The 12,495-nt window shown below is 64.5% G+C and carries 15 protein-coding genes; 6 read left to right on the plus strand and 9 right to left on the minus strand.

Annotation, left to right across the window (positions count from 1 at the left end; all coding sequences use genetic code 11):
• Nucleotides 1-6: 6 nt before the first annotated feature.
• Nucleotides 7-390: a MerR family transcriptional regulator gene (locus ACLQ3J_RS18285; RefSeq protein WP_296549767.1), complete on the plus strand. Its 384-nt coding sequence runs from the start codon at nt 7-9 to the stop codon at nt 388-390.
• A 109-nt stretch (nt 391-499) separates the two neighbouring features.
• Here ACLQ3J_RS18285 and ACLQ3J_RS18290 read toward each other — a convergent pair whose 3' ends face one another.
• Together ACLQ3J_RS18290 and ACLQ3J_RS18295 are read right to left on the minus strand one after the other, a co-directional pair.
• Complete coding sequence (locus ACLQ3J_RS18290) at nt 500-1,258, minus strand: MerR family transcriptional regulator (protein WP_425904098.1); 759 nt, start codon at nt 1,256-1,258, stop codon at nt 500-502.
• Nucleotides 1,259-1,377: 119 nt separating this feature from the next.
• Entirely contained in the window at nt 1,378-2,949 is a 1,572-nt protein-coding gene (locus tag ACLQ3J_RS18295) for a bifunctional NAD(P)/FAD-dependent oxidoreductase/class I SAM-dependent methyltransferase (RefSeq protein WP_296549770.1), read from the minus strand.
• Nucleotides 2,950-3,029: 80 nt separating this feature from the next.
• Between ACLQ3J_RS18295 and ACLQ3J_RS18300 the strand changes: the two genes are divergently transcribed.
• The gene (locus ACLQ3J_RS18300) at nt 3,030-3,593 is read left to right on the plus strand and encodes a helix-turn-helix domain-containing protein (RefSeq protein ID WP_425904099.1); all 564 of its coding nucleotides are present in this window, start codon (nt 3,030-3,032) and stop codon (nt 3,591-3,593) included.
• Between the two features lie 90 nt (nt 3,594-3,683).
• On the opposite strand, the gene ACLQ3J_RS18305 is transcribed toward ACLQ3J_RS18300, so the two are convergent.
• From ACLQ3J_RS18305 to ACLQ3J_RS18330, 6 genes are all read right to left on the minus strand, one after another.
• A complete protein-coding gene (locus tag ACLQ3J_RS18305; RefSeq protein ID WP_169652949.1) occupies nt 3,684-4,691 on the minus strand; it encodes a heme-dependent oxidative N-demethylase subunit alpha family protein in 1,008 nt (335 codons plus the stop codon).
• Entirely contained in the window at nt 4,688-5,683 is a 996-nt protein-coding gene (locus ACLQ3J_RS18310) for a PDR/VanB family oxidoreductase (protein ID WP_169652950.1), read from the minus strand. Before ACLQ3J_RS18310 ends, ACLQ3J_RS18305 begins: the two co-directional genes overlap by 4 nt.
• The gene (locus ACLQ3J_RS18315) at nt 5,683-6,183 is read right to left on the minus strand and encodes a dimethylamine monooxygenase subunit DmmA family protein (protein ID WP_169652968.1); all 501 of its coding nucleotides are present in this window, start codon (nt 6,181-6,183) and stop codon (nt 5,683-5,685) included. Before ACLQ3J_RS18315 ends, ACLQ3J_RS18310 begins: the two co-directional genes overlap by 1 nt.
• A 21-nt stretch (nt 6,184-6,204) precedes the next feature.
• The gene (locus tag ACLQ3J_RS18320; protein ID WP_169652951.1) at nt 6,205-6,582 is read right to left on the minus strand and encodes a cupin domain-containing protein; all 378 of its coding nucleotides are present in this window, start codon (nt 6,580-6,582) and stop codon (nt 6,205-6,207) included.
• A 338-nt stretch (nt 6,583-6,920) separates the two neighbouring features.
• Nucleotides 6,921-7,364, minus strand: a complete 444-nt coding sequence (locus ACLQ3J_RS18325) for a hypothetical protein (RefSeq protein WP_169652952.1) — start codon at nt 7,362-7,364, stop codon at nt 6,921-6,923.
• Between the two features lie 179 nt (nt 7,365-7,543).
• Nucleotides 7,544-7,948, minus strand: a complete 405-nt coding sequence (locus ACLQ3J_RS18330; RefSeq protein WP_169652953.1) for a hypothetical protein — start codon at nt 7,946-7,948, stop codon at nt 7,544-7,546.
• A 342-nt stretch (nt 7,949-8,290) separates the two neighbouring features.
• Here ACLQ3J_RS18330 and ACLQ3J_RS18335 point away from each other — a divergent pair, with 342 nt between their 5' ends.
• Nucleotides 8,291-9,058, plus strand: coding sequence for an SDR family oxidoreductase (locus ACLQ3J_RS18335; protein ID WP_169653118.1), 768 nt, complete (start codon nt 8,291-8,293; stop codon nt 9,056-9,058).
• Nucleotides 9,059-9,114: 56 nt separating this feature from the next.
• Here ACLQ3J_RS18335 and ACLQ3J_RS18340 read toward each other — a convergent pair whose 3' ends face one another.
• Nucleotides 9,115-9,513 carry an NADPH-dependent F420 reductase gene (locus tag ACLQ3J_RS18340; RefSeq protein ID WP_206038915.1) on the minus strand — a complete coding sequence of 133 codons (399 nt, stop codon included), beginning with the start codon at nt 9,511-9,513 and terminating at the stop codon, nt 9,115-9,117.
• A 410-nt stretch (nt 9,514-9,923) separates the two neighbouring features.
• Between ACLQ3J_RS18340 and ACLQ3J_RS18345 the strand changes: the two genes are divergently transcribed.
• The 3 genes from ACLQ3J_RS18345 (at nt 9,924) to ACLQ3J_RS18355 (ending at nt 12,482) form a co-directional block, all read left to right on the plus strand.
• On the plus strand, nt 9,924-10,451 hold the full coding sequence (locus tag ACLQ3J_RS18345) for a MarR family transcriptional regulator (RefSeq protein ID WP_346765408.1): 528 nt from the start codon (nt 9,924-9,926) through the stop codon (nt 10,449-10,451).
• A gap of 252 nt (nt 10,452-10,703) precedes the next feature.
• On the plus strand, nt 10,704-11,684 hold the full coding sequence (locus ACLQ3J_RS18350; RefSeq protein ID WP_169653129.1) for an ABC transporter substrate-binding protein: 981 nt from the start codon (nt 10,704-10,706) through the stop codon (nt 11,682-11,684).
• A gap of 6 nt (nt 11,685-11,690) precedes the next feature.
• On the plus strand, nt 11,691-12,482 hold the full coding sequence (locus ACLQ3J_RS18355) for an ABC transporter permease (RefSeq protein WP_169653116.1): 792 nt from the start codon (nt 11,691-11,693) through the stop codon (nt 12,480-12,482).
• The last annotated feature ends 13 nt before the right edge of the window (nt 12,483-12,495 follow it).

Here is a 12,495-nt window from a genome sequence, read left to right on the forward strand (position 1 = left end):
GAACCTATGCGGATCGGCGACCTGTCCCGTCACACCGGACTCAGCTCCCGGATGTTGCGCTACTACGAGCAGGAGGGTCTGCTCCACCCGACGAGGGGCGCGAACGGCTACCGCGAGTACACAGAGGATGACGTCGATCGCGCGAAGTGGATTCGCGACCTGGTCACGTCCGGTGTACCCACTCGTCTGATCTCGATCGTCATCGACCAACGCGACGACCGGGAAGGCAGGTGGACGAGCAACTGCGATCGGGTTTTCGCCGAGCGGCTGAGCACCGAGATCGAGGACCTCGACCGCCGAATCGCCTGCTTCACCCGCAGTCGGCATGCACTCGACGAACTGTTGCGTATCACCCGGTCGGAGATTCGGTCCGCGCAGGCAAATGCCTGAGCAGTCCTGATCGCTGCACCGGATTCGGGAGCGGAGAGCGAACGCTACTTCACAGCTGCCGGTACCCCCGAGTCGGTCGGCTCAGGGGTACCGGTTCAGACGATGGTTGCTAGTCGCCGAGCCTCTCGTCTGCGTAGACGACCATGGCGTCTCGCTGATACTCGGCCAGGCCCTCGGCGATCTTCTCGTAGTTCGCCTTGAACCGCTCGTCGTCCACGTACATCTGCCCCAGGCACTTGTACGCGTCCCGGTTCGGGGTCCACATGCGGCAGATGCCCTGGTACTGCGTGTGGATTTCCGCTTGCACGGCCGGGTCTCCGACCTGGGTTCCGGCGGCCATGAACTCTGCCATACGGATCATCGCCGCGGTGACCTCACGCTGCATGTTCTCGACGTCGTCGGTGGTCAGCGTGGCGGTCTTGCGCCGGGACTGCTCGAACTCCTCCGGCCAGCGCTCGCGGGCCTCGTCGTCGTACTGCTTGTAATCGAAGCCCTCGAACAGGTTCTCCGGGCGGTTGATCTTTCCGGTCATTGCCGTTGTCCCTTCGATTTCGGCGATGGTGCGCGCCACCGTGTCGGCCATCCGTCCCAGTCGGTTCCGTTCCGTCAGCAGACGGTCGTGCTGCCGTTTGAGGGCGGCGAGCGTGTCCGGCTCGGAGTCGACCGCGTGTGCGATCTCGGCGAGGCTCAGTCCGATTTCACGCAGTACGAGAATCTGCTGCAGGCGCAGCAGTTGTTCCTCCTCGTAGTAGCGGTAGCCGTTGGCGCCCACATAGGCAGGCTCGAGCAGTCCGATGTCGTCGTAATGCCGAAGAGTGCGGGCGGTGACTCCCGACATCCTCGCCACATCCGCGATCGACCAGCTCATATCCGTTCCCATCGTTCCGCGAGACCGGTCGGTCCGGTCTCGGCTCCGACCGTAGAAGTTGCCGTAGCGAGAAGGTCAAGCGAAAAAGCATGCACTCTTCACGTCACACCGCTGCGAACTCAGCCGAGTCGTCGCGCGCGCAGCACCGAGTCGCGGACGGTGATCTCCTCGCCGGTGTGCGGGTGGGTGGCCGTGCGGGATCGGGCCTCACAGACTTCGATCTCCCACTTGCCGTCCTCGAGCGCCTTCACGAGCGATTCGGGAGTGAAGAGGAACGAGTGGTGGCCGTGCCGGAGCCCGGTGGCCATGTCGTCGGGATGGTGGCCCACCACGAGCAGAGTGCCGCCGGGGGCGACCGCGGAGCCGAGACGCCGGGTGACGTCGACCATTCCGCCGTCGGGCAGGTGCATGAACTGCGACGAGACCAGGTCCCAGCGCTCCTCACCGGGCTCCCAACTGCGGATGTCTGCCTGGCGGGTCGTGACGCGGTCACCGACTCCGGCCTGGGCTGCGTGTGCGGCGGTCTTGTCCAATGCCGCGACGGCGAAGTCGAGGGCAGTCACCGACCAGCCGCGGCCGGCCAGCCAGATCGCGTCGGCACCCTCGCCGCAGCCCACGTCGAGTGCCCGCCCGGGTGCGAGGGCGGATGCCTCGGCCTCGAGTTGCGGGTTGACGTTTCCGCTCCAGACGCGATCCCCGGAGTAGCGATCCTCCCACGCGGGTTGCTCGAACATCTCGGCCCTGCGCTCGGCGACCGCACGGTCGGCGTCCTCGGCAGCCAGGTCCGCATTGATGAAGGCGCCCACCCGATTTCCGTGTGCGGCCGAGCCGATCAGGGTCATGCTGATGTCGGTCGCGTTGCCGGCTACGTAGAGACCGGGAACAGTGGTTGCTCCCATCGCGTCGACCGGGATCACGGTGCCCATCGGCACCCCACCGAACTCGACCTCTTGCGGCTCCAGTCCCAGAGGCGCGAGGAACTCGAGATGTACCTGCGGCCGCGCCCCGACCACGATCGCCTCCCGTTCGAGGACCGAACCGTCGGCGAGCCGCAACCCCACCAGTCGATCACCATCGGTGACGACCTCCTTCGGAGTGCCGTGCTCGATCCGCACACCGATGGCGGCCATCCGTTCCACATCGTCGTGCGGCAGTTCCACCCCGTCGGCGACGACGATCACGACGTCGTCGGTCAGTTGACGGAAGAGCAGACCCTGATGTCCTGCCATAGGGGTAGTCGCCAGCACCGCAATCGCTCGATCGCGCACCTCCCAGCCATGGCAGTAGGGGCAGTGCAGCACGTCGCGGCCCCATCGTGCTGCCAGTCCGGGAACGTCGGGCAACTCGTCAACCGCGCCGGTCGCGATCAGCACGCGCCGGGCTGTCACCTCGCGTCCGTTTCCGGTGCCCACGGCAAAGCCGTGCTCTGTTCGGGTCACGGCTTGCACCCGATCGCCGGTGACTTCGACGCCGTACGCTTCCACCTCGGCTCTGCCGTCGGCCAGCAGGTCGAACGGAGCGACGCCTTCCCGGCCGAGGTAGTTGTGCGCATGCTCGGCGGGGGCATTGCGGGGTTCTCCGGCGTCGATCACCAGCACCCGGCGACGGGACCGGCCCAGCGCCATCGCGCCGCTCAGGCCGGCAGCGCCGCCGCCGATGATCACCACATCGAAGTTCTCGTTATCCGTCATGTTCCCAGGGTGCAGACCCGAAACCGGAATTGGCAAACATTCTTGCCGAGTCAGCAAAGAAGTCGGGCATACTGGATGCCATGGAAGACGAAGACGTGCTGAAGGGCGTGGGCCCGAGACTTCGACAGCTCAGGCTCGAGCGGGAGGCCACCCTCGGCGACCTCGCCGCGGAGACCGGCATCTCCGTCAGCACCCTGTCCCGGCTCGAATCGGGACAGCGCAGGCCCACCCTCGAACTTCTGCTGCCGCTGGCCCGCGCCTACCGCGTCGCACTCGACGAACTCGTCGACGCCCCGGAAACCGGCGACCCCAGAATCCGGCCGAAGGCGGTGACCCGGCACGGCCGGACCTTCCTCTCGCTGACCCGGCGTCCGGGCGGCCTTCAGTCCTTCAAGATGGTGCTTCCCACGGTCGACGACGTGACTCAGCCGACGTTGCAGACGCACGAGGGCTACGAGTGGCTCTACGTCCTCAGTGGGCGCTTGCGCCTGATCCTCGGTAACCGCGACATGGTGCTCTCACCGGGAGAGGTCGTCGAATTCGATACCCGCACGCCACACTGGATCGGCAATCCCGGGCCCGCCGCATGCGAGGCATTGGCGATCTTCGGTCCCCAGGGCGAACGGATGCACGTGCGTTCGTGAACCTGTTGTGGACTCGGTGATGTAGGGCGCTATCGCGTCCGGCGCGGTTCCGGCGATCATCACTCGGTCGTCGAACGAATCCGGATATTCTCACGGCTGCACCCCCGCGTACTCCGTCAGCCAGCGCATGCCCGGACCCCGGGTACGCGCGATGCCCTTGTACTCGGCCATGTCCTCGGGCAGTTCCTCGAGCACCCGGTACAGGCGATCGGCCCATTCGGGTACCAGGGCAATGTCCTCGAGCGGGAGCAGGTGCGTGCGGATCAGGAACATGATCGTCCCCGACACCCCGAGCCGGACGAGGTGCTGCACCTCCACACGGAGGTGCAGCCTGCGTCCCACTTCGCCGAGTGGTCCCTCACCGAGCGTGCGACGGTCGTGACCCCACACCGGGTACGTCTCGGTGGACTGGTCCAGCCGCCGATCCACGCTCAGCGACCAGTTCGTGCGTCGATACCGTTGTCCTGCTTCGAGTTTCATGAGGAACTGTTGTGCGCGGGGAATCACGCCTTCGGTGTGAACGCGCGGAACCGGCCCGTGAATCTGCAGGAAACTCATGCCGACGTCGAAACGCAGCGACCAGTCGGCGGCGAACGTCACCAAACCGGCGTCGCCCCACAACTCGCCGTTCCGTTGATCGAGCAGCACGACATCTTCCTGGATGTGCCGGCCGACGTAGCGCAACGGCGGCTCCGGAAGAGTGGTGCGTTCACCGAAGACAAAGGCCTGCTCGACGTCGAGCGCCCGATTGCACCAGCGCCACAGCTTGCCGTCGCGTACGAGGGAGAACGTCTGGGGGTATGCCTCCTCGAGCATCTTCATCAGCGTGAGCATCGCGTCCCACTGTGCGATCTCCATGTGCGGTAACGACTGGAACCGCGTCGGGTCCGTGTCGAGGATGCGGTCGCGTTCGGCGAGGTCGTCGAGGTAGAAGCCGTCGACGTCGACGGGGTGCTCCCCCCACCGTCCCGCCGGCGTGGTCACCGGAATTCCGGCCGGTTCGACGTTGGTGCTGTACCGGTAGGTGTCTCGTGGAAATGGGAAGGGGAACCGCACAATCCGCTCCGGAAGAATCCCGCGGTCTGCTATCGCGCTCACAGGTCCAGCTCCAATCGCTCACCGCGAGCGCGGGAAACACACGGCATCATGCAGTCGCCGACGGCCTTCTCGGCTTCGCTCAGGTACATGTCACGGTGGTCGACCCCGCCGCCCCTCACCGGTAGACGGCACTCGCCGCACACTCCCTGACGGCAGAGGCTGGGCACCGCCAGTCCTTCCGATTCGAGAGCTTCGAGGAGGCTGACTCCCGAATCGACGGTGACGTCCACACCGGTGCGGCCCAAATGGGCGGTGAACGGGTTTCCGGGGTCGAGATCGCCGACACCGAAGTGTTCGTAGTGCACGCGCGCGTCTGGCCACCCGTCTTGGCGAGCCCTGCCGGTGAGCGCGTCGATCAGGCCGGGCGGGCCGCACACGTACAGGTGGGTGCCGAGCGGCTGGTCGAGCAACGCCGGTTCCATGTGCGCCCAGAAACTCTCCGGCGTGTTGTAGATATGCAACCGGTCACGGCAGAGTTCGCGCAGGTCCTCGAGGTACGGCCCGTCGCCCTCGCGGAAGATGTAGTGCACCTCGAAGGACCGTCCCCATTTTCGCGCGGCACGCACGTGCGACAGGATCGGTGTCACACCGATACCGCCCGCGACGAGCACGTGGTGGCGCGCGGTGAGGACCGGGGCGAAAGCGCTGCGGGGCATCCCCGCCCGCACCACTTGCCCGACCCCGAGTTCGTGGACCCATCGAGATCCGCCCCGGCCGTGCTCGTCGAGGCGCACAGAAATCGAATAGTGGTCGGGTTCGAACTCGGGACCCGTGAGCGAATACGCGTTGCGGCGTGGACGCCCGTCGACGCCGGTGCCGCACGAGAGCACCAGGTGGCTGCCTGGCGTGAACGATGGAAGCGTGCGTCCCGCGGCGTCGGCGCAGCGCACGTGCCGGACCCCCTGCGTAAGCGGTACGACCTCGGCAACGGTGAGCACGAGGCTCGTCTCGTCGACCGAGGATCGGACGTCGGTCCCTGCTGCCAGTGTCATCAACGCTCCTCCGCATCGAACATGTAACCCAGATAAGCGCCGTGATGACGCGACACATGGTGATAGACAACCAGTTCCACCGTGCAGGTCGGGCAGGCGGTGACCTGTCCGATCCCGACCGAGGCGAGGTGGGTGGAGTGGCAATGCGCGCAATAGACGGTGCGTGCTTCGCTGCCGATCGTGATCGGCAGGATCTCGTCATCGAGCAATCCCGCAGCTACAGCCTCCGCGCGGGCGGAAAGCACCGGCGCTTCTCCACCGACGAGCACGAGTCGGAATCCCACGCGCGCCGCCGAGAGCCGGCGGCGGAGTGTGTCCGCCGACGCGCCGTTCCAGTTCGTCGCAAGCCGTAACCAGTCCACTCGGCGACCAGGGAAGGCGGGCAGAACTTTTCGCGCATGCTCGGTTGCAGCGTCACCGAAGGAAAGGATGGTCACGGCCCGCCCGCCTTCGGCGATGTGCTGCTCCTCGTGCCAGCGCGGCACGCTCGTGGTTTCCATACACACGCTCATGACGTATCCCTACGGCGCGAAGGTGCGTTGGCCGACATAGAAGGCGAGCGCGCCTTCCGGGGTTGTGAAGCGGATCCGGGAACCCTTCGGGAAGAAGATCGCGTCCCTGGCGCGTGCGGTGGCCACCTGGCCGGTGTCGAGGTTCTCGAGCCGGAACTCTCCTTCCAGCACGACCTTCATCTCGTCGTATTCGTACAGGTAGTCGAGCGGTGCATCGGTGGGCTGCAGGGCGAAGTAACCGGCGGCCATGTCCGACCCTCCGGGGTTCGGGTAGACGTCGTCGATGTATCCCTGTGTGCCGGGAAACTCGTCGGTGGACATCTGCGGCAGCGACTTCCAGAAATCTGCTGTAACCAGGAAAGTTGGCACGATGCGTGTTTCGACCATGAGGAGTCCTTCGAACGAGGCCGGTGATCCGGCCGTGTCGGGGGAAGCGCGCCGATCGCTGGCGTGAAACACACGATAGTGGCAAGAAACGCGATGGCGGTTTCATCATGGTTAACTCGTGTAACCGACTCCTTCCCTATCGATCCCACAGCGAGACCGGCACTGCCACCTCCTCAGCCGATTGCGCCGCCCTCACCGCATGCCGCGAATAAGGCCACCGATGAGTGCCGGGGCAACCCCCGACGATGAGTGGGGTGTGTCGACGGCGACTGGCGGTTGACCCGTGGCGGCGAATGAAAACTGACCCCGGCGTGCCGCTTCCGATGCTCGGCGACGAGTCACGGTAGAAGTTGCAGAGGGCCGGGGCCGTTCCGTCGAAGGTTCACCAGTTGAGCGAGGCTGGTCACGAGCACCGCCAGGAACCCGGCAGGCCAGAAGAAACCGAACAGATCGAGCAAGGTCGGCTTCCATGAGAAGACGAGAGCGAAAACCCCCACGGCTGGAAAAACGAAAAATGCGGCCGTGGTCAGCCGGGCAACACGCTGGCGCGGCATGAACACAGGTATCAGGCACACGAAAACCGGCAGCGCAAGCACAGGCACGATCACATTCCCGAAGTAACTTTGGATCGAAGCGTTGCAGACCTCACGATTCGGGACTTCCGGCGAGTACATGTCCAACTCGCAATCCGTAATCTGCAGCATCGGGCCGGTAGCTGCACCGATTCCGAGCAGCACAACTATGGCGGCCATGAGAATCCAGCCCACACGGATCGCGATCATCGAGAGATCATGCAGCATCTGAATCGTTGACGCCCGCACCCGATCAGCAGTGTCCCCGGTCGAAGTACAAGGCAGACTGCCTGTCATCTAAGGCGCGGGCAGCCGTTACGTCGACAACGCCGGGATCGGACCCCCGCGATGGTTGTGATCATGGCTGCGCCGATGCGGGTGCGGAACGCTCACCACACGTCGATCACGCCGCGGCACGTGTTGGTCGGGATGCTCCACAACGGAAGGCTGTTGACTGCACGGAACGTGAATTCGACCCGGCCAGGTCCCGTGCCCAAGAAGAAAGTCGCCGTACCGGCAGGGACAGTGGAGCGGATCGATGTGTTTTCCGTTCCCCGGGCGCCGGTGTCGGTGTTGTGCCAGTCGAGGCGGATATCCGTGTTGTAACCGCCCGCGAGGAACCAGAAGGACGATGCCGTCCCGAGGGTCACGACGACACTCCCCGACACCCGTTGGTCGACGGTGACGCTGGTCTGTACGTACGGCTGATCGAGAATGTAGGGACTCAGGCTGAAACAAGGCTGAGTAAGCGGCACTTTCGTTTCCCCTGCCGCCGTGCCGGTTCCCGTCGTCACTCCTGCTATTACAGCCGCGGCCGCGAATCCAGCTGCGACGATGCGTCGACGGATCGGAGTAGACATGAATTCTCACCCTTCGTGGGGGACTTCGGTCGGGCGGAGTCCATCACGCTGCCGGCCGCAGAATTTCGTTCTCGGAGAAGATCACAAACTACGAACCGAGGATCGCGTGCGTCTCCCACTCGATCAGTTCGACACCGGTCCAGGAAAGACCGAGCCGCCGGAGGCGGTCGTCAAAACTTTATGGCCGAGCGGATGCGCGGGCTTCGTTCAAAACCAGCGTCGACGAAGGGTACTCAGCCGGCGCGTAAACCGAGTCGCGGTGTCTAGGCTCCTCCCATGAGCAAACCCAGCGTGTTCGTCACCGGCGCCGCATCCGGAATCGGCCGGGCCACCGCACTGCAGTTCGCGCGACACGGCTACCGCGTCGGCGCCTTCGACGTCGACGCATCGGGGCTGCACAGCCTCGCCGACGCGCAGCCCGACATCGTCACAGGCATTCTCGACGTCACCGACGCCGACGCCTGGGCCCGTGCCCTGTCGGAGTTCTGCCCGGACGGTCGGCTCGACATCCTCGTCAACAACGCCGGCATCCTCTCGTCCGGGCCGTTCGAGGACACCCCCGCCGAACGGCACCGCCGGATCGTCGACGTGAACGTCACGGGCGCAATCCTCGGCTGCCACACTGCGTTCGAATACTTGCGCCGCACGCCGGGCGCGCAGGTGGTCAACCTCTGTTCGGCGTCGGCGATCTACGGGCAACGTGACCTCGCCACGTACAGCGCGACGAAGTTCGCGGTACGCGGCCTGACGGAAGCTCTCGAACTCGAATGGAGCCGGTACGACATCCGGGTGTTCGCGTTGTGGCCGCTGTTCGTCGACACCGCGATGACGCACGACATGAACGTCGGTGCCGTCCGCACGCTGGGCATCCACCTCACTCCCGACGATGTCGCCGCCGAGATCTACGAGGCAACCCGCCCGGGGCGTACTTGGGGGCGGGTGCACCGGGCGGTGGGATGGCAGGCGCGAGTGCTCGCTGCGGTCGCGCAGTGCTCACCGGCAAGGCTAAATCGACTGGCCAACCAGTGGGTGACACGCCGCTGACAACCGGCTCACGGCAGGGCGGGAATTACTGCGGAGAGTTCTCGGAAAAGCGCGACTCACGTGTGCCCGGGTCGCTGCGCTCCGGCAAGGTTGGCGGCCAACTGTTCTCGCGTCTGGTCTTCGTGTGCGAGCCACGCCGGTCGGCCGGGACCGCTGCGCCACGACTCGCTGAGCGGGCTGTTGTCGACGGTGTCGAACCCGAAGTCGTCGTACAACCTGGTGACCAATTCGACGGCACCGGGGAAGTCGCCCGAGACCGAGAGCGCGTGACGGTCAGGGCTACCCGCCGGCTTCGCGGACGTGAGGAGGCGGGGCGCTTGGATGTGAATGAACGCCTTGGCCACCTTCGAAAGCGGTAGCTGCTCCTGCCGAAGTTCGTGCGCCGCCTTCTCGCCCGAATCGACGGTGGGAAAGTGGCCGTCGCGACAGGGCATGTAATTGTTGGTGTCGAGCACGATCTCGTCCCGGCGTCACTCGAGCACAGCTTTCTCCTGATCAGCCCGGGACCCAACTGCGGGTTAGGCACGTACCGTGGCGCTGAGCCAGCCAGGGCGTCATGAAACATGAGCCGGTGACGGAGTCCGCGATCGGCTGCCACGCACCTACATCAATCATGGTGGCGATCAGACCACCGAATGGTCCGATTGATTGAAGGTGGTCCGCATGCCCTGTGGACATCGTCATTGTAGTAACTTTCCGCTAAGTTAAGCGCCGGGGCGCGTCGAACGCACCGGCGCCGAACCTTCAACGACGACGCCGCAGACTGGATATCGAAGTTGCCGAGCTCCCCAAGGTCGCGACCATACCTGGTGCCCCACCGATGCGCACCGCGGCGACCCGACACTCTCAACGAACAGGAGCGAACGTGGCCCAAGCTGGAGAAACTCCCGACGGCGTCAAGGACATCATCCGAGGATGGGCGCATGTACGCCCCGAACTCGACGTCTCCGCCTTGGAGGTGTTCGGTCGTCTGCACCGTAGCTACCTGTTGTACCGCCAGGAGATCAATGCCGGATTCGAAGCATTCGGTATCCACGAGGCAGGTTTCGACGTGCTCGCTGCCCTTCGGCGGTCGGAACCCGACCACCGATGCACCGCCGGTGAGCTTGCCAGACAGACTCTCGTCACGACTGGCGGCCTCACCCTCCGGGTCAATCGCCTCGAGGCAGCAGGGCTGGTCACGCGCGTGCGGGATGCCGACGACGCTCGCGTTGTCTACGTTGCCCTGACCGAAGCCGGTCGCAAACTCGTGGACGAGATCGCAGATGCTCACTTCACAAAGTTGCAGAGGATGCTGGCACCCCTGGACGCGGACACGAGAGCCCGTCTCGCAGATCTCCTCTCCGAACTCGAAGACTCCCTTCAAGTCGCGACCGATCCGGGCGATATTTGAATCCGGACTGCAGCGTGTCGGGGTGAATCGTCGCAGAACACCCCCTGACCACGGGTGATGCCCGGGGGGCCAGGGGTCGGGCTGAGGGACTTGCGGCGACCGCGCTGGGTAACCAACACGTAAAAGAGTAGGCAAAACACCGTCGACCCCTTGCCTCTTAGCCCTAAGCAAAGTAGGAATCTTTCCAACAAGCATTTTGGCGCTTAGGAGTTTCTCGCTCAGAGTTCTCCGCCCTCGAATTGGAGAGACCCGATGACGAAGTTCCGCCTTGGCATCACCGCCTTCGCAGCCTGCAGCGCATTGCTTCTCAGTGCGTGCTCCACCAGCGGAGCCCCAGCAGGCACCGCCGATGGTGAGCTCGAGAAAACCGACTTGACCGTCGGCGTCCTCCCTCTCGCCGATTACGCGGCGGTCTACTGGGCGGAGGAAAAAGGATTGTTCGAGGCAGAAGGACTGAAGGTTACCCTCGAGCCCATCCAGGGCGGTCCGATCGGTATCCAGAAGGTCGCCACCGGTGAACTCGACTTCGCGATCTCGAACTCGATTTCCGCTTCGATCATGCAGGCACAGGGCGCGCCGGTCACCAACGTCACGCACACCTCGTCGCTCGGGCTGGGTAGTGGCATCGTTTTCGTCAATCCGAACTCACCCATCGACACGATCGATGATCTTCACGGCAAGACGTTAGGTACCAACACGACTCGCAACATCGGCGACGTCACCTTCAACAATCTGGTGAGGAGCCTGGGCAAGGACATCGAGCCCTCCTTCATCGAGGTACCCTTTCCCGAGATGATCCCGGGCGTCCAGGCAGGATCGATCGATGCCGGGTACGCGCCAGAACCGTTCGCTTCCGCCGCGAAGAACGCCGGGATGCGCGTCATCGCCGACGTTACGTCCGGCCCCAACGAACACCTCGCCGCGTCAACGTTCGTCGCCGGCGACAAGTTTGTTTCCGAAAACCCCGATACCACCGCTGCATTCGCCCGCGCGATCTATGCCGCAGGCGCCGAGATGTCCGAGGACGAAAAAGGGTTCAGGAGTTGGCTCCCCGCCGTCACACGGGTCTCCGACGACGTCGCCGAGACGATGGTCCTGCCCGACTTCCGGTCCACGCCCGATCTCGACGGCCTCGAGCACGTCGCGAGCATGCTGAAGGAACAGGGGCTTGTCCCGGACGACTACGACATCGTCGAACACACCTACATCCTCCCCGACTCTTCGGAGGACTGATCCCAGATGAAGCTGCTCAACGAACCACTCGACCGCAGCAAACAATTCACCTACGGAGTCATCGGCACCGTGGGGTTGTGTGTCCTCGCTGAGCTCGTACTCCGAAGTGGGGTGACGGACAAGGCGGGGCTTCCTATCCCCTCCAACGTGCTGAGCGGAGTCGGAGCTCTCTTCGGCGACACAAACTTCTGGATCGCAGTATCTTTCACGCTCCAGGAGTGGCTGCTGGGTGTGGTGATGGCAACGGTTGTCGGCGTTCTCCTGGGCAGCATGATGGGGGCCTTCGGCACCGTCTTCCGGGCGTTCGAATTCCCCGTTGAGGTCTTCCGCGTACTGCCCTCCGTCGCAGTGGGTCCGATCCTCGTGCTGCTGTTCGGCGCAGGTATGTTTCCGCTCTCCGTAACGGTCGCCCTGGCCTGCGTCTGGCCGGTTCTGCTCAATACTCTGTACGGGGTGCGTGGCGCGGATGCCACAGCTGTACAGACCGCACGGACACTGGGGCTGACCCAGCTGGGCATCCTGTTCCGGATCAAGATTCCCAGCGCGCTTCCTTTTGCCTTCACCGGAATACGGGTCGCGGCCTCCATCGGTTTGATCGTCGCGGTGAGCGCCGAACTGCTCATCGGCAACGGTGAGGGAATCGGCGGATTCATCCTGGTGAACAGCGCCAATGCCACCAATCTCGACATCGTTTATGCCGCAACACTTGTCGCGGGTGTGCTCGGTGTGCTCGTCAGCGGCGCCCTCGCCCTCGTCGACAACCGACTCTTTGCTTGGAAGAAGGGGCTGGCACAGTGACAGTCACGAAAGC

This window comes from Rhodococcus sp. DT1, from assembly GCF_049844875.1.
Classification (GTDB): Bacteria; Actinomycetota; Actinomycetes; order Mycobacteriales; family Mycobacteriaceae; genus Rhodococcus.

What these genes read in the sequence shown, in the direction of transcription:
- ACLQ3J_RS18285 (WP_296549767.1), top strand. Translation starts at nt 7, where the DNA reads ATGCGGATCGGCGACCTGTCCCGTCACACCGGACTCAGCTCCCGGATG.
- ACLQ3J_RS18290 (WP_425904098.1), bottom strand. Translation starts at nt 1,258, where the DNA reads ATGAGCTGGTCGATCGCGGATGTGGCGAGGATGTCGGGAGTCACCGCC.
- ACLQ3J_RS18295 (WP_296549770.1), bottom strand. Translation starts at nt 2,949, where the DNA reads ATGACGGATAACGAGAACTTCGATGTGGTGATCATCGGCGGCGGCGCT.
- ACLQ3J_RS18300 (WP_425904099.1), top strand. Translation starts at nt 3,030, where the DNA reads ATGGAAGACGAAGACGTGCTGAAGGGCGTGGGCCCGAGACTTCGACAG.
- ACLQ3J_RS18310 (WP_169652950.1), bottom strand. Translation starts at nt 5,683, where the DNA reads ATGACACTGGCAGCAGGGACCGACGTCCGATCCTCGGTCGACGAGACG.
- ACLQ3J_RS18315 (WP_169652968.1), bottom strand. Translation starts at nt 6,183, where the DNA reads ATGGAAACCACGAGCGTGCCGCGCTGGCACGAGGAGCAGCACATCGCC.
- ACLQ3J_RS18320 (WP_169652951.1), bottom strand. Translation starts at nt 6,582, where the DNA reads ATGGTCGAAACACGCATCGTGCCAACTTTCCTGGTTACAGCAGATTTC.
- ACLQ3J_RS18325 (WP_169652952.1), bottom strand. Translation starts at nt 7,364, where the DNA reads ATGATCGCGATCCGTGTGGGCTGGATTCTCATGGCCGCCATAGTTGTG.
- ACLQ3J_RS18335 (WP_169653118.1), top strand. Translation starts at nt 8,291, where the DNA reads ATGAGCAAACCCAGCGTGTTCGTCACCGGCGCCGCATCCGGAATCGGC.
- ACLQ3J_RS18350 (WP_169653129.1), top strand. Translation starts at nt 10,704, where the DNA reads ATGACGAAGTTCCGCCTTGGCATCACCGCCTTCGCAGCCTGCAGCGCA.
- ACLQ3J_RS18355 (WP_169653116.1), top strand. Translation starts at nt 11,691, where the DNA reads ATGAAGCTGCTCAACGAACCACTCGACCGCAGCAAACAATTCACCTAC.